This is a genomic window from Nocardioides sp. (assembly GCF_035503875.1).
Classification (GTDB): domain Bacteria; phylum Actinomycetota; class Actinomycetes; order Propionibacteriales; family Nocardioidaceae; genus Nocardioides.
Window position 1 is genome coordinate 24357 of sequence record NZ_DATJTA010000054.1, and the last position, 24855, is coordinate 49211.

Annotated in this window: 20 protein-coding genes; 5 read left to right on the forward strand and 15 right to left on the reverse strand. The window is 73.9% G+C overall.

Features of this window, described 5'->3' with window-relative positions; all coding sequences use genetic code 11:
• Genes VMF51_RS12630 through VMF51_RS12650 form a run of 5 tightly spaced genes read right to left on the reverse strand, consistent with a single transcriptional unit; the run spans position 1 to position 4600 of the window.
• On the reverse strand, positions 1–789 hold the full coding sequence (locus VMF51_RS12630; protein ID WP_325474789.1) for an ABC transporter ATP-binding protein: 789 nt from the start codon (positions 787–789) through the stop codon (positions 1–3).
• Positions 786–1787, reverse strand: coding sequence for a FecCD family ABC transporter permease (locus VMF51_RS12635; RefSeq protein WP_325474790.1), 1002 nt, complete (start codon positions 1785–1787; stop codon positions 786–788). The genes VMF51_RS12630 and VMF51_RS12635 overlap by 4 nt, the downstream gene beginning before the upstream one ends.
• A complete protein-coding gene (locus VMF51_RS12640; protein WP_325474791.1) occupies positions 1784–2785 on the reverse strand; it encodes a FecCD family ABC transporter permease in 1002 nt (333 codons plus the stop codon). The genes VMF51_RS12635 and VMF51_RS12640 overlap by 4 nt, the downstream gene beginning before the upstream one ends.
• Positions 2778–3602, reverse strand: a complete 825-nt coding sequence (locus tag VMF51_RS12645; protein ID WP_325474792.1) for a siderophore-interacting protein — start codon at positions 3600–3602, stop codon at positions 2778–2780. The genes VMF51_RS12640 and VMF51_RS12645 overlap by 8 nt, the downstream gene beginning before the upstream one ends.
• Positions 3599–4600 carry an ABC transporter substrate-binding protein gene (locus VMF51_RS12650; RefSeq protein ID WP_325474793.1) on the reverse strand — a complete coding sequence of 334 codons (1002 nt, stop codon included), beginning with the start codon at positions 4598–4600 and terminating at the stop codon, positions 3599–3601. Before VMF51_RS12650 ends, VMF51_RS12645 begins: the two co-directional genes overlap by 4 nt.
• A 105-nt stretch (positions 4601–4705) precedes the next feature.
• On the opposite strand from VMF51_RS12650, the gene VMF51_RS12655 reads away from it, so the two are divergent.
• Both VMF51_RS12655 and VMF51_RS12660 read left to right on the forward strand, forming a co-directional pair.
• Positions 4706–5515, forward strand: a complete 810-nt coding sequence (locus VMF51_RS12655; protein WP_325474794.1) for an AraC family transcriptional regulator — start codon at positions 4706–4708, stop codon at positions 5513–5515.
• Positions 5516–5536: 21 nt separating this feature from the next.
• Positions 5537–6313 (forward strand): SDR family oxidoreductase, encoded by a 777-nt coding sequence (locus tag VMF51_RS12660; RefSeq protein ID WP_325474795.1) that lies wholly within the window; start codon positions 5537–5539, stop codon positions 6311–6313.
• A gap of 126 nt (positions 6314–6439) precedes the next feature.
• Here VMF51_RS12660 and VMF51_RS12665 read toward each other — a convergent pair whose 3' ends face one another.
• Genes VMF51_RS12665 through pdhA form a run of 3 tightly spaced genes read right to left on the reverse strand, consistent with a single transcriptional unit; the run spans position 6440 to position 10037 of the window.
• Positions 6440–7852, reverse strand: coding sequence for a dihydrolipoamide acetyltransferase family protein (locus tag VMF51_RS12665; protein WP_325474796.1), 1413 nt, complete (start codon positions 7850–7852; stop codon positions 6440–6442).
• Entirely contained in the window at positions 7852–8832 is a 981-nt protein-coding gene (locus tag VMF51_RS12670; RefSeq protein WP_325474797.1) for an alpha-ketoacid dehydrogenase subunit beta, read from the reverse strand. Before VMF51_RS12670 ends, VMF51_RS12665 begins: the two co-directional genes overlap by 1 nt.
• Positions 8829–10037, reverse strand: coding sequence for a pyruvate dehydrogenase (acetyl-transferring) E1 component subunit alpha (gene pdhA, locus VMF51_RS12675; RefSeq protein ID WP_414689467.1), 1209 nt, complete (start codon positions 10035–10037; stop codon positions 8829–8831). The genes VMF51_RS12670 and pdhA overlap by 4 nt, the downstream gene beginning before the upstream one ends.
• Before the next feature lie 226 nt (positions 10038–10263).
• Between pdhA and VMF51_RS12680 the strand changes: the two genes are divergently transcribed.
• On the forward strand, positions 10264–10719 hold the full coding sequence (locus tag VMF51_RS12680; RefSeq protein WP_325474798.1) for an SRPBCC family protein: 456 nt from the start codon (positions 10264–10266) through the stop codon (positions 10717–10719).
• Between the two features lie 61 nt (positions 10720–10780).
• Complete coding sequence (locus tag VMF51_RS12685) at positions 10781–12187, forward strand: glucose-6-phosphate dehydrogenase (RefSeq protein WP_325474799.1); 1407 nt, start codon at positions 10781–10783, stop codon at positions 12185–12187.
• Here the strand turns inward: VMF51_RS12685 and VMF51_RS12690 are convergent.
• From VMF51_RS12690 to VMF51_RS12715, 6 genes are all read right to left on the reverse strand, one after another.
• Positions 12177–13733 carry a GMC family oxidoreductase gene (locus tag VMF51_RS12690; protein WP_325474800.1) on the reverse strand — a complete coding sequence of 519 codons (1557 nt, stop codon included), beginning with the start codon at positions 13731–13733 and terminating at the stop codon, positions 12177–12179. The genes VMF51_RS12685 and VMF51_RS12690 overlap by 11 nt on opposite strands.
• 10 nt (positions 13734–13743) lie before the next feature.
• Entirely contained in the window at positions 13744–15084 is a 1341-nt protein-coding gene (locus tag VMF51_RS12695; RefSeq protein WP_325474801.1) for an NAD(P)/FAD-dependent oxidoreductase, read from the reverse strand.
• Positions 15081–16937 carry a glycoside hydrolase family 15 protein gene (locus VMF51_RS12700; RefSeq protein ID WP_325474802.1) on the reverse strand — a complete coding sequence of 619 codons (1857 nt, stop codon included), beginning with the start codon at positions 16935–16937 and terminating at the stop codon, positions 15081–15083. The genes VMF51_RS12695 and VMF51_RS12700 overlap by 4 nt, the downstream gene beginning before the upstream one ends.
• A gap of 4 nt (positions 16938–16941) precedes the next feature.
• A complete protein-coding gene (locus tag VMF51_RS12705) occupies positions 16942–18027 on the reverse strand; it encodes a cytochrome d ubiquinol oxidase subunit II (protein ID WP_325474803.1) in 1086 nt (361 codons plus the stop codon).
• Complete coding sequence (locus VMF51_RS12710; RefSeq protein WP_325474804.1) at positions 18024–19478, reverse strand: cytochrome ubiquinol oxidase subunit I; 1455 nt, start codon at positions 19476–19478, stop codon at positions 18024–18026. The genes VMF51_RS12705 and VMF51_RS12710 overlap by 4 nt, the downstream gene beginning before the upstream one ends.
• A 103-nt stretch (positions 19479–19581) precedes the next feature.
• Entirely contained in the window at positions 19582–22098 is a 2517-nt protein-coding gene (locus VMF51_RS12715) for a LuxR C-terminal-related transcriptional regulator (RefSeq protein WP_325474805.1), read from the reverse strand.
• Positions 22099–22270: 172 nt separating this feature from the next.
• Here VMF51_RS12715 and VMF51_RS12720 point away from each other — a divergent pair, with 172 nt between their 5' ends.
• Positions 22271–23188, forward strand: coding sequence for an aldose 1-epimerase family protein (locus VMF51_RS12720; RefSeq protein ID WP_325474806.1), 918 nt, complete (start codon positions 22271–22273; stop codon positions 23186–23188).
• A gap of 7 nt (positions 23189–23195) precedes the next feature.
• On the opposite strand, the gene VMF51_RS12725 is transcribed toward VMF51_RS12720, so the two are convergent.
• The gene (locus tag VMF51_RS12725) at positions 23196–24776 is read right to left on the reverse strand and encodes an MFS transporter (protein ID WP_325474807.1); all 1581 of its coding nucleotides are present in this window, start codon (positions 24774–24776) and stop codon (positions 23196–23198) included.
• Positions 24777–24855: the final 79 nt, after the last annotated feature.

Sequence of the window (24855 nt, forward strand, 5' to 3'; positions counted from 1 at the left end):
TCAGACCGGGTGCGGCACCAGCATCGGCGTACCCGTCAGCGGATCCGGTACGACGTCGGCCGCGAGCCCGAAGACCTCCCGCACCAGCGGCGCGGTGACCACCTCGCCGGGCGGCCCCTGCGCGACCACGCGCCCGTCGGCCATGGCCACGACGTGGTCGGCGAACCGACACGCCTGGTTGACCTCGTGCAGCACCGCCACGACCGTCCGCCCGCCGTCGCGCAGCCGGGCGAGCAGCGCGAGCAGCTCGTACTGGTGCGCGATGTCGAGGTACGTCGTCGGCTCGTCGAGCAGCAGCAGGTCGGTCTCCTGCGCGAGCACCATCGCCATCCAGGCGCGCTGCGCCTGACCGCCGGAGAGCTCCTCGACCCGCCGGGTCGCGAGGTCCTCGACCCCGGCGTCGGCCAGCGCCCGGCGGACCGCGGCATCGTCCTGCTCGGTCCAGACGGAGCGCCAGCTGCGGTGCGGGAACCGGCCCCGACGTACGAGCTGGGTCACCGTGATCCCCTCCGGCGGCACCATCCGCTGGGGCAGGAAGCCGAGGCGCCGGGCGACCTGCCGGGGCCGCTGCTGCGCGAGGTCCGCGCCGTCGAGCTCGACCCGCCCGGCGCGCAGCGGCTGCAACCTCGCCAGCGCGCGAAGCAGGGTCGACTTGCCGCACGCGTTCGGCCCGAGGACGGCGGTGAACCGCCCCGGCGGCAGCGCGAGGTCAAGTCCCCGCGAGACCACGCGGTCGCCGTACCCCAGCTCCAGCCCGTGCGCGACCAGGCCGCTTCCGGCTCCACTCACCTGCGCCTCACCTCTCTCAGCAGCAACCAGATCAGGTACGCCCCGCCCACCGCGGTGGTGACCACGCCGACCGGCAGCGGGACCGGACGGGTCGCGGTCTGCGCGACCAGGTCGGAGACCGCCAGCACCAGCGCCCCGGTGAGCGCGGCCGGCAACAGCGGTACGCCGGCGCTCCCGGTCACCCGCCGTCCGATCTGCGGCGCGACCAGCGCGACGAACGTGATCGGCCCGGCGACCGCCGTGACCGTGGCGGTGCAGGCGACGCCGAGGACGATCAGCACCAGCCGGTGCCGGCCCAGGTCGACCCCGGTCGCGGTCGCGAGGTCGTCGCCCAGCGCGGCCTGCTGCACCGTCCGCGAGACCCGGGCCAACGCGAGCGTCGCGAGCCCGATCAGCACGAAGGGGACCCGCAGCTCGGCCCAGTCGCTGCCGTTGAGCGAGCCCGCGCTCCACGCGGTCGCGGCGATCGCGACGTCGAGGTCGGCGCGCAGCACGAGGTACTGGTTGGTCGCCGTCAGCATCGCGTTGACCGCGATGCCGATCACGACCAGGCGCAGCCCGCTGAACCCCTGGCCCCGGGAGAGCAGCACGATCACCAGCGCGGTGACGAGCCCGGCCAGCACGGAGCCGGTCGCGACCTGGGTCGAGGTGCCCGCGAGGGTGGCGACGACGACCAGGGCGCCCGTGTAGGCGCCGGCCTCCAGGCCGATGACGTCGGGGCTGCCGAGGGGGTTGCGGGTGAGGTTCTGGAAGACTGCACCCGACAGGCCCAGCGCGGCACCGAAGACCAGTGCGGCGGCGGCCTGCGGCGCGCGCCACTCCGAGATCACCAGCGCCTTCTCGCCGTGGCCGAACAGGCCGGCGAGGGTGTCGGCCGGCGGCGTCCAGGTGGTGCCGTTGCTGAGGGTGCCGAAGGCGGCGGCCGCGGCGGCCAGGACCAGCCCGAGACAGCCGAGCAGGTAGCGGCGCCCGACGAGGGCGGACAGGGACGTGCTCACAGCTCGGCCGCCCCGTACCGCCGGACCACCCAGATCAGCACCGGTCCGCCGACGAACGCCGTGAGCACAGCCACCGGCAGCTCCCCGGTCGGCAGCAGCACCCGGCTCAGCGTGTCCGCGGCGAGCATCAGGAGCGGCCCCAGCACCACGCAGAACGCGACCAGCCAGCCCACCGAGCCGGCGCACAGCCTCCGGACCAGGTGAGGGACGACGAGCCCGACGAACGCGATCGGCCCGGCGATCGCCGTCGCGGCGGCCGCCAGCACGGTCAGCACCAGCAGCACGAGCGTGCGCGTCCGGGCCACGGTGGCGCCGAGGCTGTGCGCCACGTCCTCGCCCAGCGCGAGCGCCTCGAGCGACGGCACCAGTACGGCCGCGGCCACCAGGCACACGCCGATCACGGCCAGGGGTACGCCGAGGGGCAGCTGCTCCCGGCCCGCGAGCGAGCCCACCGACCAGAACCGGTAGCCGTCGAACACGTCGGGGAGCGCGAGCCGGATGGCCAGCCCGAGACCGGCCAGGACCGCGCTGAGCGCCGTACCGGCGAGGACGAGGCGGAGCGGCGACGTACCCCCGACGGCGTGCACCACGGTGGTGGCGGCCAGGGCGCCGACGACGGCGGCGACGAGCTGGGCGACCGGGGAGTCCAGGCGCCACCAGGCGCTGGCCAGGATGATCGCGAACGACGCCCCCGCCGTGACCCCGAGGATTCCAGGCTCGGCGAGCGGGTTGCGGGTGAGCGTCTGCACGAGCGCGCCCGCGACCGCCAGCGCGGCTCCGACCGCGACGCCGAGGACCAGCCGCGGGACCCGCAGGTCGCGGACCACGACGTGGTCGTCGGTGCCGGCGTAGTCGAAGAGCGCCCCGAGGACGTCCGACAGCGGTACGGCGCGGGCGCCGACGCACAGGCTGATGGCGGCCACGAGGACCGTGACCGCCACCGCGAGGATCAGACCACCGGCACGCAGGCGTGCGGTGGGGCCGGCGGACTCACTCATCCAGGTCCGCGACCCCGCGCTTCCAGTAGCCGGTCACCAGCGCGTCGGTCCCGGTCGCCCGCGCCCAGCCGCGCAGCGGCTTGAGGTCGGTGGCCTCGCCGGCGGCGAACAGGAAGCTGCGCTCCGCCGGCAGCCGCAGGCCCGCCACCTCGGCGACGAGGCGCGACCCGCCGCGGCGCTCCAGCCACCGCACCGTGACGCCGGGACGCGCCGCGAGCGGGTAGTCCCGCTCGTGCGGGTGGTCGTGGTCGACGAGCACGTCGGCCACGACGTCCGCGGGCGACTCCTCCAGCCAGCGCGCGACCGCGGGCAGTCCGGTCGGGTCCACGGCGAACACGTAGTGGTCGTACGTGTGCGGGAACGCCTTCGCACCGGGCGGACCGGCCACGACGACCTCCTCGCCGGGCTGGACGCCGAGCGCCCACTCCGAGGCGACCCCACCGGGGTGGACCACGACGTCGAGGTCCAGCTCGCACGCCTCGGCGTCGAAGCGGCGCACGGTGTACTTGCGCGACGGCGGGTGCGGCCGGGTCCAGTCGAGCTCCGCGCGCTCGTTCGGCACCGGGTCGTTGCGGGTGCCGTCGGGCAGCGCCAGCACCAGCCGGACGTGGTCGTCGGCCTGGTAGGTGTGGAAGCCGGCGAGCTCGGGCCCGGTCAGGGTGAGCCGCAGCATCGACGGCGTCACCTCGGTACGCCGCGCGAGGGTGGTCCGGGTGACCAGGATCGGGTAGCCGATCCGGGCCACGCCCTCCCCCGCGGCGTGGAAGCGGGCGACCGCGCCGCGCGGGTCCGTGCGGGAGAAGTCGTCGCGGCTCACTTCAGGATCTTCGTCAGGTTCTCGTCGAGGGAGTCCAGCGTCATCAGGGCGGAGGTGTACGTCGCCGCCTCGGTGTACTGCACCGGCATCACCAGGCCCGCCTTCACGGCGGGCAGGTTCTGCCACAGCGGCGAGTCGAGCACGTACTGGACGGACTCGTTGACGCTCCCGTCGACGTCCAGGCTGTAGGTGATCACGTCGGCGTCCCCGAGGGAGTCGGGCAGCTCCTCGATCGAGGGGTACTCCGAGACGTCGGCCGAGCCACCGCCCTTCTCGGCCACCTCGCCGTAGTAGGTGACGCCGAGGTCCCCGGCGACGTTCGTGCCCCAGGACCCGGCGAACTCGCGCTGGAAGACGCCACCCGCGGTGTCGCCGTACGCGCCCACGTGGCCGAACTCGAGGTCGGCGAGCCGGTCGGTGTACTTCTCCTTCAGCTCGGCGGCCTTGTCGAGGTAGGTCTGGCGGGCCTCCTCGAAGCCCTCGGTGGCACCGGCGGCGTCGGCCTGCCGCTCGCCGAGGTCCTTCCAGGAGTCCGGGCGCGAGGGGCCGAGGACGAGGACGGGGGCGATCGACTCCAGCTTGTCCAGGTCGAGGTCGACCAGCGCCGGCTGGGGCACGCCGATCACGATCAGGTCGGGCTCGGCCTCCGCCACCGCCTCGTAGTTGGTCTCGTTGGCCATCTCGCCGGCGACCTTGGGCAGCTCCTCGTAGGTGGCGAGGTCCTCCTCGGTCATCATCGGGACCCCGCGCGACCACTCGGAGATGCCGACCAGGTCGGCGTCGGCCTCGATCAGCACCGGGACGGCGTACCCGGTCGCGACGATCCGCTCGGGGTCGGCCGGGATCTCGACGTCGCCGTTGTCGGCGGTGAAGGTCCGGGTGGTGGCCGAGTCCGCGGCCTCCGCGCTCTCGTCCTCGCTTCCGCAGGCGGCGAGGACGAGGAGGACGGAGACAGCGGCGAGGGCGCCGGTGGCACGGCGCGGCAGGGCAGACGACATGCGGACAAGGTTAGGCTTACCTAAAGCCGGGTGAGTATCGTCCTCCTGACACCCGATGTCGCGCAGGTGACACTCGGGGACGTGGACCCGAGAGGAACGTGACCGGTGGCACAGGACGTGCTCGACGCGCTGGGGCCGTACGACGCCATCGTCAGCGAGCACGGCTACGGGCTCGGCCCGCCGACCGGCATCCTGGTCCTGCTGTACGCCGTCCCGCACGGCACCGTCTCCCTCGGCGACGTCCACGACGACTTCCGCGACCAGCTGTTCTGGGCGGCGGACGGGTGGCTCGTCGTACGCCGCGGGGCCGAGCTCAGCTTCGCCGGCCCCCACCAGGCCGTGTGGGTACGCCGCGGGACCAGCGCCGAGGTCCGCGGCGGATCGGGGCACGCCGTCCACGCGGTGATGCTGCGCGAGCCGCCCGCCGTCGTGGCCGGCCTCTCGGTCGGGCTCGTCGGCCTGGACGCCTCGGCGCGCTCGGCGGTGACGCTGCTCGGCCACGGCGTACCGGAGGAGCGCGGCCTGGAGCTGCGCGCCCAGCTGCTCGCGGGCCTCGGTCGCCCCGAGGCGGTCGCCCACCGCGCCCGCGGCCTGGGGCTGGCGCGACAGGTCGCCGCCGCCCTGATGGCCGATCCCGCCGACCCCACCGAGCTGCGCGAGTGGGCCGACCGCCTGCACGTGAGCAGCCGCACCCTGCAGCGCGACTTCGAGCGGGAGTACGCCGCCACCTGGTCCGCCTGGCGCACGCGGCACCGGCTGGCGGCGTCCCTCCCGCTGCTGGAGCTCTACCCGGTGGCCCGGGTCGCGCACCTGGTCGGCTACGCGTCGGCGTCGGCGTACGTCGCGGCCTTCCGGCGGGTCTACGGGACGACGCCGGGCCGACGGGCGGCCGCGGCCACGCGCGGGCGGAACTGAAACGCGTTACAGTCCTGCGCCGTGAAGACCTACGTCGTGACCGGAGCCGCCTCGGGGATCGGAGCCGCGACCGCGGCCCTGCTGCGTGACCAGGGCGGGCGGGTGATCACGGTCGACCAGCGCGACGCCGACGTGGTCGCCGACCTGTCGACCGCCGACGGCCGGGCCGCCGCGGTCGCGGGCGTGCAGGCGCTGACCGACGTCGTGCACGGACTGGTCCCGGCGGCCGGCATCGCCGGGCTCACCGGCGTCGACCCGGAGCTGGTCGTCTCGGTGAACTACTTCGGCGCGCTCGCCCTCGTCGAGGGACTCCGCCCGCAGCTGGCCGCCGCGGGCGGGGCGGGCGTCGTACTCCTGGCGTCGAACTCGACCACCTGCCAGCCGGGCTGGCCCACGGAGCTCGCCGACACCCTCCTCGAGGGTGACGAGCCCGCCGCCCGGAAGGCCGCCTCGGCTCGGGACGCGGTCGAGGTCTACCCCGCGACGAAGGCGGGGCTCGCCTGGTGGGCGCGCACCCACGGCGTCACCGCGGAGTGGGCCGGCGCCGGCATCCGCCTCAACGCCGTCGCCCCCGGCCTGATCGCCACCGCGATGACCGAGCAGCTGCGCGCCGACCCGGTCTTCGGCCCCTTCGCCGACACCTACCCCAGCGCCCTCGACCGCCCCGGCCGCCCCGAGGAGGTCGCCGCCGCCATCGGCTTCCTGCTCTCCGACGCCGCCTCGCTGGTCGTCGGCGTGGTGCTGTTCGTCGACGGCGGGACCGACGCGATCATGCACGCCCGCCGCCCCCGGCCGTAGGCCGGCGCGGGCCGGGTGCGGGCGGCCGTGGCCCGGCGCCCAACCGCCGCAATTGCAGCCGTTGGGCAGACTCTGGCCCGGCGAACCTGTCCTACGGCCGCAATTGCGGCCGTAGGACACGGCCGCTCAGAACAGCAGCGCGCTGGCCGGGTCGGCCATGATCTCGGCGACGTCGGCGAGGAAGCGCGAGCCCTTCTCCCCGTCGATGTGGCGGTGGTCGAAGGAGAGCGCGAGGGTGCAGACCTGACGGACGACGATCTCGTCGACGCCGTCGGTGGTCACCACCCACGGCTGCTTCTTGACCGCCCCGAAGCACAGGATGGCCGACTCCCCCGGGTTGATGATCGGGGTGCCGCCGTCGACGCCGAACGGGCCGACGTTCGTGATCGTGAACGTCCCGCCGCTCATCTCCGCCGGCTGGGTCCGGCCCTCGCGCGCCGTCGCCGCGAGCTCGTTGAGCGCGCGGGCCAGGTCGGGGAGGGCGAGGTCCTGGGCGTCCTTGACGTTGGGGACGACGAGCCCGCGCGGGGTCGCCGCGGCGATGCCGAGGTTGACGTAGTGCTTGAACACCACCTCGCCGGCGGCGTCGTCCCACTCCGAGTTGATCTCGGGAGTACGACGCATCGCCAGCATGACCGCCTTCGCCAGCACCAGCAGCGGCGAGACCTTGACCTCGCGCAGATCGCGGTGGGTGCGCAGCCGCTCGACGAGCTCCATCGTGCGGGTGACGTCGACGCTCACCCACTCGGTGACGTGCGGGATCGTGAACGCCGATCGGACCATCGCCTGGCCCATCATCTTGCGCACGCCCTTGATCGGCTCGCGGGTCTCGCGCTCGCCGGTCTCGCGGGGTCTCGATACGCCGCCTCGTGCCTCGGCGGCTACTCGACCGGCGAGGCCACTGGCGGCGGCCTCGACGTCGGTCCGGGTGACCGTGCCGTTCGGACCCGAGGCGGCACAGTCGGCGAGGTCGACGCCGAGGTCCTTGGCGAGCTTGCGCACCGGGGGCTTGGCCAGCGTCCGCTCGCTCACCGGGGCCGGAGCCGCCGGGGTCGCGGGGACCGCGGGACCCGGGTCCTCGGCCTCGACGACCGGAGCCGCGCCGGGCTCGAAGGCGGCCTGGGTCTGGGCGTTGGCCGCACCCGCGCCGCCGTTGGTGCCCCGGCGGGCGCGCCGGGTCGGGCCGCGCTCGGCCTTGTTGCGCCCGACCAGGCTCTCGCCCTCGCCACCCCCGCTCGCCGCCGGGTTGGACAGGTCGATCTCCATCGCCGGAGCCGGAGCCGGAGCGGGCGCCGCGGCGACCGCAGGCTCGCCGATCGCGATGATCGGCGTCCCGACCTCCACGGTCTCGCCCTCGGCGACCAGCAGCGCCGTCACCTCGCCGGCGTACGGCGAGGGCAGCTCGACCAGCGACTTGGCGGTCTCGATCTCGACCACCACGTCGTTGACGGCGATCACGTCGCCGAACTTGACCTTCCACGCCACGATCTCGGCCTCGGTGAGGCCCTCGCCGACGTCGGGCAGCTTGTACTCGGGCATCAGAAATCCAGGCTCCTGTCCACGGCGTCGAGCACCCGGTCGAGGTCGGGGAGGAAGTCCTCCTCGATGCGCGAGGCGGGGTACGGCGTGTCGAACCCGCCGACCCGCAGCACCGGCGACTCCAGGGAGTAGAAGCACTCCTCGGTGATCCGCGCGGAGAGCTCGGCGCCCATGCCGAGGTTGACGTGGGCCTCGTGGCAGACGACGGCGCGGCCGGTGCGGCGCACGGAGTCGAAGACGGGTGCCATGTCGAGCGGCGAGAGGGTGCGCAGGTCGATCACCTCGACCGAGCGGCCCTCGGTGGCCGCGGCCTCGGCGGCCCGCATGGCGGTCTTCACGGTCGGGCCGTAGGCCAGCAGGGTGACGTCGGTGCCGGGCCGGACGACCCGCGAGGCGAACAGCGGCGCGGGCGTCGCGGACTCGTCGAGGTCGGCCTTGTCGGCGTGGTACTGCCGCTTGGGCTCCAGGAAGATCACCGGGTCGTCGCAGGCGATGGCCTGCTGGATCATCCAGTAGCCGTCGACCGGGTTGGAGCAGGCGACGACCTTCAGGCCCGGCGTGTGCGCGAACTGCGCCTCCGGGGACTCGCTGTGGTGCTCGACCGCACCGATGCCGCCGCCGAAGGGGATCCGGATGACCATCGGCATGGTCGAGCGGCCACGCGATCGGAAGTGCATCTTGGCGACCTGACAGACGATCTGGTCGTACGCCGGGTAGACGAACCCGTCGAACTGGATCTCCACCACCGGCCGGTAGCCGCGCAGCGCGAGACCCACGGCGGTGCCGACGATGCCGGACTCGGCGAGCGGGGAGTCGATGACCCGGTCCTCGCCGAAGTCCTTCTGCAGGCCGTCGGTGATCCGGAAGACGCCACCGAGCTTGCCGACGTCCTCGCCCATCACCAGGACCTTGGGGTCGTCCTCCATGGCCTGGCGCAGGCCCATGTTGAGCCCCTTGGCCAGGGTGATCTTCGTGCTCATCGCGCGACCTCCGTCTCGGGCTCGAAGGAGTCGAGGTACGCCGCGTAGCCGTCGCGCTGGGCGACCAGCTCCTCGGTCTGCTCGGCGTACACCTGGTCGAACATCGCGAGCGGGCTCGGGTCGGGGAGCGCCTTGCAGCCCTCGCGCAGGGTGGCGCCGAACTGCTCGGCCTCGTCGTCGAGGGCCTCGAAGAACGCCGCGTCGGCGAAGCCGTTGCGCTTGAGGTAGGCCTCCAGCCGGGCGATCGGGTCCTTCAGCTTCCAGCTCTCGACGTCGGCGGAGAGCCGGTAGCGGGTCGGGTCGTCGGTCGTGGTGTGCGCGCCCATCCGGTAGGTGTAGGCCTCCACGAACGTCGGCCCCTGGCCGTCGCGGGCCCGCTGCAGCGCCGCCTGGGTGACGGCGTACGTCGCGAGCACGTCGTTGCCGTCGACGCGGACGCCGGGGAAGCCGAAGCCGAGCGCGCGCTGGTAGAGCGGGATCCGGCTCTGCCGCTCGATCGGCTCGGAGATGGCCCACTGGTTGTTCTGGCAGAAGAACACGACCGGGGCGTTGTACGACGCCGCGAAGATGAACGACTCGTTGACGTCGCCCTGCGAGGACGCGCCGTCGCCGAAGTGGGCGATCACGGCCGCGTCCCGGTCGGCGTCGCCGGTGCCGACGACGCCGTCGCGCTGCATGCCCATGGCGTAGCCGGTGGCGTGCAGGGTCTGCGCGCCGATGACGATGGTGTAGAGCCCGAAGCCGTAGTCCTCGGGGTCCCAGTCGCCGTGGTCGACCCCGCGGAAGAGGCCGAGCAGCCGGAGCGGGTCGATGCCGCGACACCACGCGACGCCGTGCTCGCGGTACGTCGGGAACACGTGGTCCTGCTTGCGCAGGGCCCGGCCGGCGCCGATCTGCGCGGCCTCCTGGCCGAGCAGCTGCGCCCAGATGCCGAGCTCGCCGTGGCGCTGCAGGGCGGTCGCCTCGACGTCGAGGCGGCGGGTGAGGACCATGTCGCGGTAGAAGCCGCGCAGCTGCTCCTCGGAGAAGTCGAGGTCGAACTCCGGGTGGTGGACCCGCTCGCCCTCGGGCGTCAGGAGCTGGACGAGCTCCGGGCCGCCGTCGGTCTGCGAGGGGCCGAAGACCTCCGCGAGGTCGGGGCCGAAGGCGGCTCCCTGCTCGGGCCGGTCGGCGGGCGGATCGGTCTGCGGGACGGGCTGGGACACACGCGCTCCTTCGAGTTCACCGGCCTGGTCGGGGTCGCCGCCATGCCGCGTCACGGGTCGAACACTCGGCGCGGGGGTGGTGCGCCTGTGATCGGGACCACAAACAGGTGCCGCCAACCTAGCGCCGGGCAGATCGACGTACCAAGTCTGCCCCGGACCGCCGACTCAAGCTGCGGCGACTCCCATTCGTCCCGTTCGGGTAGGCACCTGTATCTACTCTCGGCACATGGGATCTGACGTCATCACCGCCAGCACCGTCGTGGCCGCCCCGCCGAGCGTCGTCTTCGCGATCCTCGCGGACCCGCGCCAGCACCCGCGCATCGACGGCTCGGGGACCGTGCGCGGCACCGTCGCGGGGCCGGAGCGGCTCAGCCTGGGCGCCGAGTTCGGCATGGACATGAAGCAGGGCGCGTCGTACAAGATCAAGAACCGGGTCGTGGAGTTCGAGGAGGACCGGCTGATCGCCTGGCGGCACGTGGGTCCGCACCGCTGGCGCTACGAGCTGGAGCCGGTCGAGGGCGGCACCCGCGTCACCGAGTCGTGGGACCTCACCCACTACCCCGCCCTGCTGCGGCCGGTGATGCGGGCACTGTTCGGCAAGCGGACCGAGGCCGCCGTCCGGGAGACCCTGGTGCGCCTCTCGGCCGCCGCCGAGGAGGACGCCGCGACGCCTGCGGGCTGACCCGGGGGATCATCCGCCGCGGGCGAGGCAGCGGGGCGCACCGCGGAGCATCGTGGGCCGCATGACAGCGACCGCCGACACCCACGCCACCCGCCCCGGCGACGTCCTCGTGGTCTTCGGGATCACCGGCGACCTGGCCCGCGTGATGACCTTCCGGTCCCTGTACCGGCTCGAGCAGCGCGGGCTGCTCACCTGCCCCGTCGTGGGCGTCGCCGCCGACGACTGGACGCTCGACCGGCTGGTCGAGCGCGCCCGCACCTCGATCGAGGGCACCGGCGAGGTGCTCGACAAGGTCGTCTTCGACCGCTTCGCGGAGCGGCTGTCCTACGTCCACGGCGACTTCGCGGACCCGGCGACGTACGACCGGGTCGGCGACGCGATCCGGGGCGCGCGGCGTCCCGTCTTCTACCTGGAGATCCCGCCGTTCCTGTTCGGTCGGGTCGTCCAGGGGCTGTCCGGCGCCGGGCTCACCTCGGACGCCGTCGTGGTGGTCGAGAAGCCGTTCGGTCACGACCGGACGTCGGCCGGCGAGCTCGCGGACGAGCTGCACCAGTACATCGACGAGTCGCAGCTGTTCCGGATCGACCACTACCTCGGGAAGATGGGCCTGGAGGAGATCCTGCACCTGCGGTTCTCGAACGCCATCCTGGAGCCGCTCTGGAGCCGCAGCTTCGTCGAGTGCGTGCAGATCACGATGGCCGAGGACTTCGGCGTCGAGGACCGCGGCCACTTCTACGACCCGGTCGGCGCGCTGCGCGACGTCGTCGTCAACCACCTCATGCAGGTGCTCGCGGCCGCGGCGATGGAGCCGCCGTCCCGCGGCGACCCGACGACGCTCAAGGAGGCGCAGGTCGCGCTCTTCCGGGCCGTGGTCGAGGCCGATCCCGTCCACTACGTGCGCGGCCAGTACGACGGGTACCAGGCGATCGACGGGGTCGCCGGCGGCTCCACCACCGAGACGTACGCCGCCCTGCGGCTCGAGGTCGAGAACTGGCGGTGGGCCGGCGTCCCGTTCTTCATCCGCACGGGGAAGCGGCTCCCGGCGACGCAGACCGAGCTCCGGCTGGTGTTCAAGCGACCGCCGAAGCTCGGGTTCGGGCTGGCCGGCGACGCCGAGCCCAACCAGATCGTCGTCCGGCTCGACCCGTCCACGGGGATCCGGATGACGTTCGACGCGCACCGGGCCGACGTCGGCCGGATCGCCCCGATCGACCTCGACATGGAGTTCGCGGACGAGGGCGGCGAGGGCGCCACGCCGTACGAGGTGCTGCTGCACGCGGCGATGACGGGCAGCAGCATCCGCTTCTCGCGGCAGGACGCGGTCGAGGAGACCTGGCGGGTCATGCAGCCGCTGCTGGACGCGCCCCCGCCCGTCGAGGCCTACCGGCCCGGCACCTGGGGTCCGGCCGGTGCCGCGGCGCTGACCGAGGGGTACGGCGGCTGGCGTACGCCGTGGCTCACGCGCTGAGCCGCTCCAGCAGGTGGTCCCCCACCCGCAGCGCGTTGGCCATCGCCGTGAGCGCCGGGTTCACCGCGCCGATGCTCGGGAAGAAGCTCGTGTCGACGACGTACAGGTTGTCGACCTCGTGGGCGCGGCAGTCCACGTCGAGCACGGAGGTGGCCGGGTCGCGCCCGAACCGCACGGTGCCGGCCTGGTGGGCGCAGCCCGCCACCGGCACGTCGTTCTTCATGTAGACCTGTCGCGGGATCAGGTGGTGCGGGTGCATGCCCAGGTGGCTCAGGTGCTGGCGCACCCGGCGGTAGAGCTGGTCCATCGGCTCCTGGTTGTTCGGCCGGTAGCGGAGCACGACGTTGCCGCGGGCGTCCAGGCTCACCCGGTTGCCGGGCTCGGGGAGGTCCTCGGCCGACAGCCAGAAGTCCACGGCGCGCTCGGCGACGTCCGAGAGCGCGAACATCGGCGCCAGCCCCGCCTCGACCGGCTTCTCGCCGCGGTACATCGGGGCCGAGGACTTGCCGACCATCTGCAGGTTGCCCATCGGGAAGTCGAAGTCGGCGTCGCCGAAGTAGTAGTCGTTGAGGCCCAGGGTCTTCTGGAAGCGGGTGTCGTTCCGCTCCGTCGAGACGGCCAGGAAGGCCCGGCTGTTGTGGAAGACGTAGTTGCGGCCCACCTGGTCCGAGCCGTTCGCGAGGCCCCGCGGGTGCCGGTCGTTCGCGCTGGCGAGCAGGATCGCCGCCGAGTTCACCGCGCCGGCCGACAGCACGACGAGGTCCGCGCCGAAACGCTGCTCCTCCCCGTCGACCTCGGCGACGACGGCGGAGACCTCGCGGCCCGAGGTCCCGGTCTCGAGCCGCCGTACCCGGGCGTTGCGCAGCAGGGTCACGTTGTCGTGCTCGAGCGCCGGACGGACGCCGATGACGTCGGCGTCGGACTTGGCGTGGAGCAGGCACGGGAACCCGTCGCAGGTCGCGCACCGGATGCACGGGCTGCTCTCCGGGTGCCGCTCGTCGAGCATCACCCCCGACGGCGCGTGGAACGGGTGCAGCCCGACGGCCGTAAGGTCGTCGAAGAGCCGCTGGATCCGCGGCTCGTGCGAGACCGGCGGGTGGGGGTACGGCGCGGAGGCGGGCGGCTCGGTCGGGTCCTCACCGCGCTGCCCGTGCACCTGGTACAGCTGCTCGGCGGCCGTGTAGTAGGGCTCCAGCACGTCGTAGGCGATCGGCCAGGCGGGCGAGATCCCGCCGTGGTGCTTGAGCTCGGCGAAGTCGCGCTCACGCAGCCGGTAGAGCGCGGCGCCGTAGAACTTGGTCGCCCCGCCCACGACGTAGTGGACCTGGGGCTGGAACGGCTTCCCGTGGCCGTCGTACCAGGTCTCCTCGGAGACGTAGCGGTTGTCGACGAACACCGCGGTGGCGTCCCAGTTCTCGACCTCCCGCGGCAGCCAGTCGCCGCGCTCCAGCACCAGCACCCGTTTGCCGGACGGTGCGAGCCGGTGGGCGAGGGTGCCGCCGCCGGCGCCCGATCCCACGATGATCACGTCGTAGTGCTCCGCCATGGTCGCCTCCTCAGGCGCTGCCGGCCGGTGCGGCCGGAGTTCGTCCGACCGCGATGGTCGGCAGGTCGGCCTCGTCGTCGCCCCAGGCGATGCGACGGGGAGTCGTCGAGCTCTCGACGACGGCCGCGTGGTCGCGGTCGAAGTAGTCCCAGGCCCACGACAGGAACGCGTCGGTCCTGCTGTGGGAGCCGCTCAGCAGCATCGCGTGCACGCCGAGCCAGGCGGCGAACGCGACCGGGCCGTCGACCTGGTGCCGGTGCCTGCCGACCTCGGCGACCGCGGCGTTGCGGCCGATCATCGCCATGATGCCCTTGTCCTTGTAGTGGAACGGCCGGGTCGGCTGCCCGGCCCGGTCGCGCAGGATGTTCTCCGCCGCCCAGCGTCCGGACTGCTGGGCGACCGACCCGAGCTGCGGGAGGACGCCGGGATCGACGGCGGCGGGGATGTTCGCGACGTCGCCGACGGCGTACACCTGCGGATGGCCGACGACGGCCAGGTCGGGTCCCACGTCGACCCGGCCGCCGCGACCCGAGGGGAGGTCGACGCCGGCCACGACCCCGGCCGCCGACTCGCCGCCTCCCCACACGACCGTGCGGGTCGGGAGGACGCTCCCGTCGTCGAGCTCGACCCGGTCGGGGTGCACCGCGGCGACGCCGGTGCCCAGCCGGACCTCCGCGCCCTGCTTCGTCAGCCGGTGGAGGGCGTAGGCGTGCGACTTCTCGGAGAACGCGCCGAGCAGCGTCGCACCGCGGTCGACGAGGACGATGCGGCCGCGCCGCGGGAGCTCGCCGAGCTGGACGAGCGCGTCGGCCAGCTCGGCGAGGGCCCCGGCCACCTCCACCCCGGTCGGCCCGCCCCCGACCACGACGACGTCGAGGGCGTCCTCGGGCCGCTGCCCGGCACCGTCGGGGGCGAGCAGGTCCTGGAGGTGGAGACGCAGACGCTCGGCGTCCTCGACCGAGTAGAGCGGGTACGCGTGCTCGGCCGCGCCCGGTACGCCGAAGAACTCGGCCCGGCCGCCCGCGGCGATCACCAGGTGCGTCCCGCGGACGACGTCGCCGCCGGCGAGCAGCACGCTCCGGGTCGGCGGGTCGACGCGGGTGGCCTCCCCGCTGCGCAGCTCGACGGTCGGGTGCGCGCGGAAGATGCTCCGGTGCGGCCGAGCGACGTCCTCCGCGGGGAGCTGCGAGGTCGCCACCTGGTAGAGCAGCGGCTGGAACTGGTGGTAGTCGTTCCGGTCGACCAGGCTCACCCGCACGCCCTCGTCACCCAGCCGGAGCGCGCAGGCGACTCCGGCCAGACCGCCGCCGAGGACGACGACGTCGGTGTCCGCGACCGGAGCGTCCGTCACAGCGACAGCTCCTCCCGGAAGTCCGCGAGGATGATCCGGCCCGCCGCCTGGATGAGCGCCAGGTGGGAGAAGGCCTGGGGGAAGTTCCCCAGGTGCCGGGCACGGTCGACCTCGAACTCCTCGGCGTACAGGCCGAGCGGCGAGGCGATCCGGAGCAGCCGCTCCATGAGGCTCTCGGCGCGCTCCCGCTCGCCCACGGCCGCGAGGGCCGAGACCAGCCAGAAGGAGCAGATCAGGAAGGTGCCCTCCTTGCCCGACAGGCCGTCGTCGGTCTCGTCGGTGCGGTAGCGCAGGACGAAGCCGTTCTCCGTCAGGTCCCGCTCGATCGCGTCGACGGTGTTGCGCATCCGCTCGTCGGTGACGGGCAGGAAGCCGAACAGGACGGCCAGCAGGGTCGAGGCGTCGAGCGCGTCGGTGTCGTAGTGCTGGCGCAGCACCCCGTGGTCGCTCACGCCGTGGCCGAGGATGTCCTCGCGGACCTCCTGGGCGGCGGAGTCCCACACCTCGGCGAGCTTGTCCTCGTCGCGGATCGCGGCGAGCTTGGCGGCCCGGTCCAGCGCCACCCAGCACATCAGCTTCGACGACACGTAGTGCTGCGGGTCGCCCCGCGCCTCCCAGATGCCCTGGTCCGGCTTCTGCCAGGCGTCGAGCGCACCCTGGGCCTGGGACTCCACCAGCGGCCAGAGCCGCCGCGGCAGGTGCTTGCTCCGGTTCGCACGCAGCAGGATCGCGTCGAGTACGGCGCCGAACACGTCGTTCTGCCGCTGGTCGAAGGCGCCGTTGCCGAGCCGGACCGGGGACGCCCCCTCGTAGCCGGTCAGCTCGTCGCGGGTCGACTCGGTCAGGTCGCGACGCCCGTCGATGCCGTACATGATCTGCAGCGACCCGTCGGGGTTCGGCTCCAGGTCGGCCACGAACTGCATGAACTCGTCGGCCTCCCAGTCCAGGTTGAGGTAGTGCAGCGCCTGCAGCGTGAACGTCGTGTCGCGGATCCACGTGTAGCGGTAGTCCCAGTTGCGCTCGCCGCCCGGCGTCTCGGGGAGGGACGTCGTGAGCGCCGCGACCGTGGCGCCGGTCGGCATGAAGGTGAGTCCCTTGATGGTGAGGGCGGAACGCTCCAGGTGGGGGCGCAGCGGATGGTCGGGCACCCGCGCGCGGTCCAGCCAGGAGCGCCAGAACTGCTCGGTCACCCGGATCCGGCGTACGGCGTCGTCGGCGTCCTCGGGCGTCACCAGGCCGTCGGCCCAGGACAGGGCGCAGTACGCCGTCCGGCCCTCGGAGAGCACGTGCCGGGCACGGGCGGACGGCCCCTCGACCCCGATGCTCATGTCGGTCGCGAGGCGGAAGGTCTGGCCCGCGCCGGCGGCGTCGGCCCGGTGGTCGTCGACCATGGTCCAGGTCGCCGGGTCCCGGCCGTAGTCGAACGCCGGCTCGCAGACGAGCTCGACCTCCACCGCACCCTCGAGGCACTGGATCGTGCGGACCAGCAGGTGGTCGGCGTCGTCGTCGGCGGGCGGGCGGGTGTGCGGGGTGACGGTGTCGGGTCCCTGCCGCGGCCCCATGGTGAGCGCGTCGTGCACCAGCAGCCACCCGCGGGGGGTGTGCCACGTGGTCGTCAGCACGTTCGTTCCCGGCAGGTAGCTGCGCGCGGTCGGGACGTTGACGCCGTACGGGCCGAACCGGAAGGACCCGGCGCCACGGTCGAGGAGGTTGCCGAACACGCTCGGGCCGTCGAACGCCGGCAGGCAGAGCCAGTCGACCGACCCGTCCGGGGCGATCAGGGCGCCCGTGTGGCAGTTCGAGAGGAACGCGTAGTCCGCGATCGGGGGGAAGGGCGATCTCGAGGCACTCACCCGCTCACGATCCGCGTGCGGGCGGCGGCGCCACATCACCCCGCGCAGATGATTGCGACGCCGGGCGAACGGGGTCGGCGGCGTCGGGCGCGCCCTCCTCGGGCAGCAGCCGGCGCTCGGCGAGGGTGAAGAGCAGCACGAAGCCGGGCACCACGAGGACCACGGCGAGCACCACGGCGACCAGCAGCGCACCGAGGGTGCCCGACGGCGCGGCCGCGTCCTCGACCTTCACGGACCCGGGCAGCAGGTAGGGCCACTGGGCGACGCCCCAGGAGACGACGACCCCGGCGGTGGCCAGCACCGCCAGGATCCGGGCTCCGCGCGCCGCCCGCAGCGCCAGCATGACCAGCGCGATCGTCGCGCAGAGGACGGTGGCCAGCACCAGAGGCAGGGCCTGCGAGGTCAGCCCGTCGAAGACGGACCTCGCCTGGGAGCGGACGACGACCAGTCCCGCCCCGGACAGCACCCCCGCCACGACGGCGGCGGCGATCGCCCGGCGCCGGAAGTAGCCCTCGAGGGCGACCTCGCCCCCGCGCCGGGCCTCCCGCACGAGGTAGACCGCGGCCAGGTAGGCGACGACCGCGACCGCCAGTGCCCCGGTCACCAGCGAGGTGGGGTTGAGCCAGCTGTCCACGGGGTCGCCCGCCTTCCCGCCCGACGGGACCTCGCCCGACGCGATCCCGCCGGCGACGGCGCCGAAGCAGAAGGGGACGAGCACCGAGGCGATCGCGAAGCCGCCGCCGAAGGCCCGGCGGAACCAGGGGGCGGTCACCGACTTGCGGAAGGCGAAGCTCGCCCCGCGCAGGACGATGCCCAGCGCCGCGAGGGTGAGGGGGACGAACAGCGTGAGCCAGATCGACTGGTAGACGGTGGGGAAGGCCGTCCAGGTCACGACGAGGATGAAGATCAGCCAGACGTGGTTCGCCTCCCAGACCGGGCCGATGGAGCGCTCGATCAGCTCGCGGGGGGCCGCGCCCCGCTCGGGGCCGCCGGCGGTGAGGTCCCAGAAGCCCGCGCCGAAGTCGGCTCCACCGAAGACGGCGTACGCCGCGACGGCGGCCAGCAGCACGACGGCGACGACGGTGCTCACGGCACCCGGCCCGTCCGGTCGGGCGCCTCCGCCGGCACCGGCTCCGGCTCGCCGGCCGGCGAGCGGGGGCCGTACGGGACGTCGTGGTCGACGAACCCCCCGCTGCGGCGGAAGCGGCGGCTCATCGAGCGCAGGACCAGGACCGTCGTGACGGCCAGCGCCGCATAGAGGACGACCACGGCGATGAAGGTGATCCACACACCGGTGTTGCCGGTGGCGGCGTCCTCGACCCGCATGTGCTCGTAGACGATCCAGGGCTGGCGGCCCACCTCGGTCACGACCCAGCCGGCCTCCATCGCCACGACGGCGAGGACGCCCGCGCACGAGGCCGCCCGCAGGAACCACCGGCTGCGGGGCATCCGCCGCTTGAATATCCAGCACGCGGCGTACCAGACGGACAGCAGGAACAGCAGGGTGCCCAGGCCGACCATCACGTCCCAGGCCAGGTGCACCGTGTTGACCTCCGAGATCGTCGGCCGGCTGTCGGCGGGCACGCTGTCCAGGCCCTGCACGACGGTGTCCCGGCCGGTGCCGGGGTCGGACAGCCAGGAGGCCAGGCCGGGGATCTCGATGCCCCCGGAGACGGTCCCGTCCTCGTTCAGGCGCCCCAGCAGGGTCTCGGGTACGTCGGAGCTGGTCTTCGGCACCAGCTCGATCGCGGCGAACTTCACCGGCTGCTCGTTGAACACCCAGCGCGCGAGCGCGTCGCCGACGACCATCTGGACCGGGGTGGCGATGGCCGCGACCGTGAACGGGATGACGAACCCGAGCCGGTGGTAGTGGTCGGTGCGGCCCCGGAGCATGGCGACGGCGTAGACCGAGGCGACCATGAAGCCGCCGACGAGGTAGGCGGCGACGACCATGTGCGCGGCCTGCAGGGGCATGGCGTCGTTGAAGATCACCTCCCACGGGTCGACGTCCACGACGTGGCCGGCGGAGTCGAGGGTGAACCCCGACGGCGCGTTCATCCACGCGTTGGCGGCCACCACGGAGACCGAGCCGAACACCCCAGCGATCGGGATCGGCACCCCCGTCCAGAAGTGCGTCCAGGGCCGCAGCCGGCGCCAGCCGAAGATGTAGATGGAGACGAAGACCGCCTCGGTGAAGAAGAACAGGCCCTCGAACGCGAAGGGCACGCCGAACGCCTCGCCCCAGCGCCCCATGAAGCGCGGCCACAGGAGCCCGAACTCGAAGCTGAGCACGGTGCCGGTGACCGCGCCGACGGCGAACGTCAGCGCCATGTACTTCGACCACCGCTGGGCCAGCAGGAGCGCGGCCGGGTCCGAGCGGCGCAGCCCCCGGTAGTTGGCGATGAGCGTCATGAACGCCCAGGAGACGCCGAGCGGGACCAGGATGATGTGGCAGGCCAGCGTGAACGCCATCTGCGCCCGCGCCCACGGGACCGGGTTGACGGCCGCGAGCATCCACAGGTCACCGAGCGCTCCGCCCATGCCGACTCACCCTCCCGCGACCGCAGGCGGGCCGCCCGTGCGCTCTGCAGCATCGCCGAGGCGCGGGGCGGCGGGCATCATCCGCCGCGGACGACTCCCCGGCTCACACGAGGCCGAGCTCCTGGCCGCGCCGTACCGCCTCGTGGCGGCGGGAGACCGCGAGCTTCTCCAGCACCCGGCGCACGTGGGTCCGCACCGTGTTGACGGAGATGAACATCTCCTCGGCGATCTCCTCGGTGGTCCGGAACGCCGCGAGGTGGCGCAGGACCTCGTGCTCGCGACCGGTCAGTCCCTCCAGCACCAGCGGCTCCGGCGTCACGCGCCCGTCGTCCGCATCGTCGAGCCGCTCGAGCAGGAGCCAGTCGGCCCTGGCCTGGACCCGCGCGTCGTTGCGGATGATCGAGCGGACGCGCAGGGAGGCATGGACGAACGGTCTGCGCAGGTGCTCGGCCCGACCCAGCTGCAGCGCCCGGCTGATCGCCTGCCGGGCCTCGTGCACCTCGCCGTCCTGGCACCGGCGGTCCGCGTGCTCGAGGAGGTCGTGGACCCGGCGGGACGGGGCCTCGTCCGCGAGGTCGGGAGGCCCGCCCAGGTCGTGCGACTCGGCCACCAGGTGCCGACGGAGCCACGGCACCGGCTCGCCGTCCGCGCCGGCCCGCCCGAGCAGGCGGCGCGCTCCGGGAAGATCACCGTGGTCGCGCCGGTACCGGGCGCGCAGCAGCTCGGCGATGGTGCGGAACGTCGGGTCGTCACGATCCGTGCGAGACCGCGCGACACGGTCGAGGGACCGGTGGGCCACGTCGAGGTCCTGCTGCTCCAGCGCGACCCAGGCCCGAGCGAGGTCGATCGCCACCGGGCGCTCCGGCCGGGGGACGGCCAGGTCCGCGGCGGCGTGCTCGGCCGCTCCGACGAGCTCGAGGGCACGCGTCAGCCGGCCCGCGCACGCCTCGGCGAGCGACAGCTCCGCCAGGCACCGCAGCCGGAGCGGCCCGTCGGCCGTCCCGGTGGCCGCCGTGGCCTCGCCGAGCGCCGCGCACGCCGCGGCGAGGTCGCCTACCCGCAGCTGCGCGGCGCCCTCGGCCGTCGCGGCGGCCGCGGCCGTGAACGCATCGGTGTCCTCCAGCCCGCCGAGCAGGGCGCGTGCCCGGAGAGCCGCCTCCAGGGTCTCGACCCGCCTCCCGGCCGCGCGATGCCAGGCGGAGCGCACCAACGACGCTGCCGCGTCGCGCCGGGGGTTGCCGGCCTTCTGCCCGGCCCCGCCCGTGCCGGCGCGGCCGAGGGCCGCGCTGGCCGCGTCGAGGTCACCGTCGTGGAGCGCGATCGCGGCCCGGACCACGTTCCCGTCCGGCGAGCCGTCCTCGGGGATCGCGGCGAGATCGCCCGCGAGAGCGGCCCCGGTGGGCGTGCCGACCACCATCTCGGCGAGACCCCGCCCGCCGACCACCTGGGCCGCCGCGGCCGCCCACTCGCCCGCCTCGGTGACGTGCCGGACGGCGGGTTCCAGCTCGCCCTGTGTCTCGAACCACGCGGCGGCCCGCCGGTGCAGGTCGGCGGCCCGCTCGCTCTCGAGCTCCGCTCTGAGGACCGCGCGCACCAGGGGATGCACCCGGTGGGCGTCCGAACGCCCCGGGACGAGCTGCACGAACGCGTTGCCGGACCTCAGTCGCCGGAGGAGGTCGTCGGCCGCGGGACGGTCCGTCAACGCCGGGGCCAGGCCCCGGGGCAGCTCGTCGACCACGCTGGTCGCGGTCAGCAGGTCGTGGTCCCGGCGCGCCAGGCCGGCCACGATCTCGGCGCGGATGTAGCTGTCGGCGAACCCGTCGAGCTCCGCGTCCGGACCGAGGGAGACGAGCTGCAGGGCGGCGAGCCGGACCGCGGCGGCCCAGCCCTCGGTACGGCGCCACACCTCGTCGGCCAGGTCCCGCGTCCCGGTCAGCCCGTGGCGGGCGATGACCTCCCCCACCTCCTCCCGCCCGAGCGCCAGGTCGTCGGCGCGGATCTCGGCGACGCGGTCCTCGACCCGGTAGCGGTGGAGCGGCAGCGGCGGGTCGGCCCGGGTCGTGACCACCAGCCGGAGCCGGTCGGCCGCGGTGTCGACCAGGCGCTCCACCCGCTCGTGGACCACGTCCGAGCTGAGCCGCTCGGCCGCGTCCACCACGAGCACGACCGGCGCCTCGAGCCGGAGGACCTGCGCCGCCAGCGCGTCGACGTCGGCGGCTCCCGGGACGAGCGGCCGCCGGAAGGAGCGCGGGTCGACCACCCCGACGGTGGCGAGCGCGAGCTGCAGGTGCAGCCAGAACACTCCCGGGTGGTTGTCGCGGTCGGTCGCGGTCAGCCATGCCACGGCCCGCCCCGCCTCGGCCCGCCGGCGCGCCCAGTCGGCCGCGAGCACCGTCTTGCCGCTCCCGGCCGGCGCGCCGATCAGCGTCAGCGGGACCTCGTTCACGGCCCGGCTGAGCCGGCGCAGGAGCTGCCGGCGCTCGACCCCCCACGGCGTCCGGGGCGGACGGGCCTGGCTGGCCGGGGGCGGGACCAACCCGCCGCTCAGGCTCTCGCCGGCGCTCGCCGTACGCTCGCGGACGAGCTCCTCGGGGGCGCCGGAACCGCGCTCGAGGCGCATCGGGTCCTCCCTCCTGGGTCCGACGACGTCCCCCAGCGGCCGGACTCCGCGTCCTACCCCGGTCCCGACTCTCGTGCAGCCGTCTCCTCGCTGTCATCGCCCGATCTGGGGGAAACGGCTCACCCGCACCGGATGATGACCCGCACGGCCGTGGCCGCGATCGTGGGTGTCCATGCACACCAGACCACCGAGCGGCGAGCAGTTCCGCATCGCCCACGGGGACGCCTCGGCCGAGGTGACCCAGGTGGGCGCCACGCTCCGCTCGTACGCCGTCGGTGGGACGCCGGTCCTGGACGGGTTCGACGTCACCGAGCGCGCGACGGACGGACGGGGCCAGGTGCTGGCGCCGTGGCCGAACCGGATCGCCGACGGGCGCTACTCGTACGGCGGGCGCGAGGTCCGGTGTCCGCTGAACGAGCCGGACCGCGGCGACGCGATCCACGGGATCGTGCGCTGGTCGGACTGGAGCGTGCTCGACCACACGGGGGCCGACGTCACGCTGGCGTGCGCCGTCCGTCCGCAGCCCGGGTACGAGTGGGCGCTGGCGCTCCGGGTCGGCTACCACCTCGACGACGGCGGTCTCACCGTGACGCTGACCGCGGCCAACACCGGCACCGAGCGGGCGCCGTTCGGTGCCGGCTTCCACCCCTACCTGCGCCTCGGGGACCGCCACCTGGACGACCTGTGCCTCGCGGTGCCGGCCGGGTGCCGGGTCCGCACCGACGTCGGTTGCGACACCGTCGAGGAGCCGGTGGCGGGTACCGCGTGGGACCTCCGGGGCGGCCGTCCCCTCCGCGGCCTGGTGCTCGACACGGCGTACGGCTGCCTGGGGCGGCGGCTCGACGGACGCGCCGTCGCCGTCCTCGCCGACCCGGAGGGCGCGCACGAGGTCGCGCTGTGGGTGGACGAGGCGTTCCCGTACCTCATGGTCTACTCCGCCGACCAGGTCCGGGACCCGGGGCGCCGTCGCCGGGCGGTCGCGGTGGAGCCGATGAGCTGCCCGCCGCAGGCCTTCCGCACCGGCACCGACGTGGTGCACCTGGAGCCAGGCGAGGGCTGGCGGGGACGCTGGGGCATCCTGCCGGGCTGACGCGGGATCAGCCCACCTCCGAGGGGACGCGGTCCTGCTCCTGGTACGACGCGAGCAGCCGGGCCTCCTCGTCCTTGCGGGGGAACAGCAGGAACACGATCGCCGCCCCGATCAGGATGGCCACGATGCCGGCGGTGTACGCCCAGTCCGCGCCGTCGAGGAAGGACGTCTCGGCCGCGCTGGTGATGGCGGACGCGTGGTCGGGGTAGCGCTCGGCGAGCGACTCCGCCGAGGCGAAGGACTTCGTCAGGGTGCTCTGCGTCGACCGGCTGATGTCGTCGGCCTGCGGCGAGCTCGCGATCGCGCTGGCGAACGCCGAGGCGTACCCCGCGGCGAGCAGGGCACCGAGGATCGACTGCATGATCGCGCCGCCGAGGTCCCGCTGGAGGTCCGCGGTGCCCGACGCCATCCCCGCCTTGCTGACGGGGACCGATCCGGTCAGCGAGTGCGAGGCCGGCGTACCCGCGAAGCCGACGCCGGCGCCGACGAGGGCGTAGCCGAGGCCGATCGCCCAGTAGCCGACACCCTTCTCCCACAGCAGCAGCATGGTGACGAAGCCGAGCAGGCAGCACGCGTACCCGATGAGCAGGGTCACCCGGGCGCCGACGACCTCGACCAGCCGCGCCGACCGCGGCGCGACCAGCACCATCAGGACGGCGGCCGGGAGGATGGACACGCCCGCCTCGAGGGTGGAGTAGCCCTGGACGTTCTGCAGGAACTGCTGGCCGACGAACATCGCCCCCATCAGCGTCCCGAAGACGATGATGCCCGCCACCGCCGCGACCCAGAAGACCCGGCGCGAGGCCACCCGGAGGTCGTACAGGGGGAACCGGCAGCGCAGCTGCCGGACGACGAAGGCGGCCGTCGCCACCAGGGCGATCCCCGCCAGCACCAGCGTGAGCGTGAGGCGGTCCGGGACCGGCGCGAAGTTGATGGCGAGCACCAGCCCGGCGACGAGGACCACCGAGAGCACGCCGCCGAGGTGGTCGACCGGGTCGGTGGCCTCGTTGACGTGACTGGGCACGAACAGCAGCGCGAGCACGAGGGCGACCACCGCCAGCGGCAGCGTCACCAGGAACACCGAGCCCCACCAGAAGTGCTCGAGCAGGAGGCCGGACAGCAGCGGCCCGAGCGAGGAGATCGCGCCGCCCAGGCCGGACCACAGGGCGATCGCGTGGGTGCGCGGCGCCCCGGCGAAGAGCGCGGTGATCAGGGCGAGCGTCGTCGGGTACGCCATGCCCGCGGACAGTCCGCCGAGGACGCGCGCCGCGACCAGCACGGTGTCCGACGGCGCGTACGCCGCCAGCAGGCAGGCCGGGACGGAGAGGCAGACGCCCAGCACCAGCATCAGCTTGCGCCCGTAGCGGTCGCCCAGCCCGCCGAGGTAGATGACCGACGCCGCCAGCCCCAGGGAGTAGCCCACGGCCACCAGGTCGAGGGTCGTCTGGTTGGAGTCGAAGGCGCGGCCGATGTCCGGGAGCGCGACGTTCGCGACGGCCAGGTTCAGGTTCGCCACGGCCGCGACGAGGATGAGCGCGGCCAGGACCGCACCGGCCCGTGCCGGGCGTACGTCGTCGGACTGCGCCATGGCGACCTCCGCGGTGGGACCCCTGCGGGACCACCCTCGCGGCCGGCGCCGTACCTCCGCCTCGTCCGGGACGGATGAT

What these genes read in the sequence shown, in the direction of transcription:
- VMF51_RS12640 (WP_325474791.1), bottom strand. Translation starts at nt 2,785, where the DNA reads ATGAGTGAGTCCGCCGGCCCCACCGCACGCCTGCGTGCCGGTGGTCTG.
- VMF51_RS12650 (WP_325474793.1), bottom strand. Translation starts at nt 4,600, where the DNA reads ATGTCGTCTGCCCTGCCGCGCCGTGCCACCGGCGCCCTCGCCGCTGTC.
- VMF51_RS12665 (WP_325474796.1), bottom strand. Translation starts at nt 7,852, where the DNA reads ATGCCCGAGTACAAGCTGCCCGACGTCGGCGAGGGCCTCACCGAGGCC.
- VMF51_RS12670 (WP_325474797.1), bottom strand. Translation starts at nt 8,832, where the DNA reads ATGAGCACGAAGATCACCCTGGCCAAGGGGCTCAACATGGGCCTGCGC.
- VMF51_RS12680 (WP_325474798.1), top strand. Translation starts at nt 10,264, where the DNA reads ATGGGATCTGACGTCATCACCGCCAGCACCGTCGTGGCCGCCCCGCCG.
- VMF51_RS12685 (WP_325474799.1), top strand. Translation starts at nt 10,781, where the DNA reads ATGACAGCGACCGCCGACACCCACGCCACCCGCCCCGGCGACGTCCTC.
- VMF51_RS12690 (WP_325474800.1), bottom strand. Translation starts at nt 13,733, where the DNA reads ATGGCGGAGCACTACGACGTGATCATCGTGGGATCGGGCGCCGGCGGC.
- VMF51_RS12710 (WP_325474804.1), bottom strand. Translation starts at nt 19,478, where the DNA reads ATGGGCGGAGCGCTCGGTGACCTGTGGATGCTCGCGGCCGTCAACCCG.
- VMF51_RS12715 (WP_325474805.1), bottom strand. Translation starts at nt 22,098, where the DNA reads ATGCGCCTCGAGCGCGGTTCCGGCGCCCCCGAGGAGCTCGTCCGCGAG.
- VMF51_RS12720 (WP_325474806.1), top strand. Translation starts at nt 22,271, where the DNA reads ATGCACACCAGACCACCGAGCGGCGAGCAGTTCCGCATCGCCCACGGG.
- VMF51_RS12725 (WP_325474807.1), bottom strand. Translation starts at nt 24,776, where the DNA reads ATGGCGCAGTCCGACGACGTACGCCCGGCACGGGCCGGTGCGGTCCTG.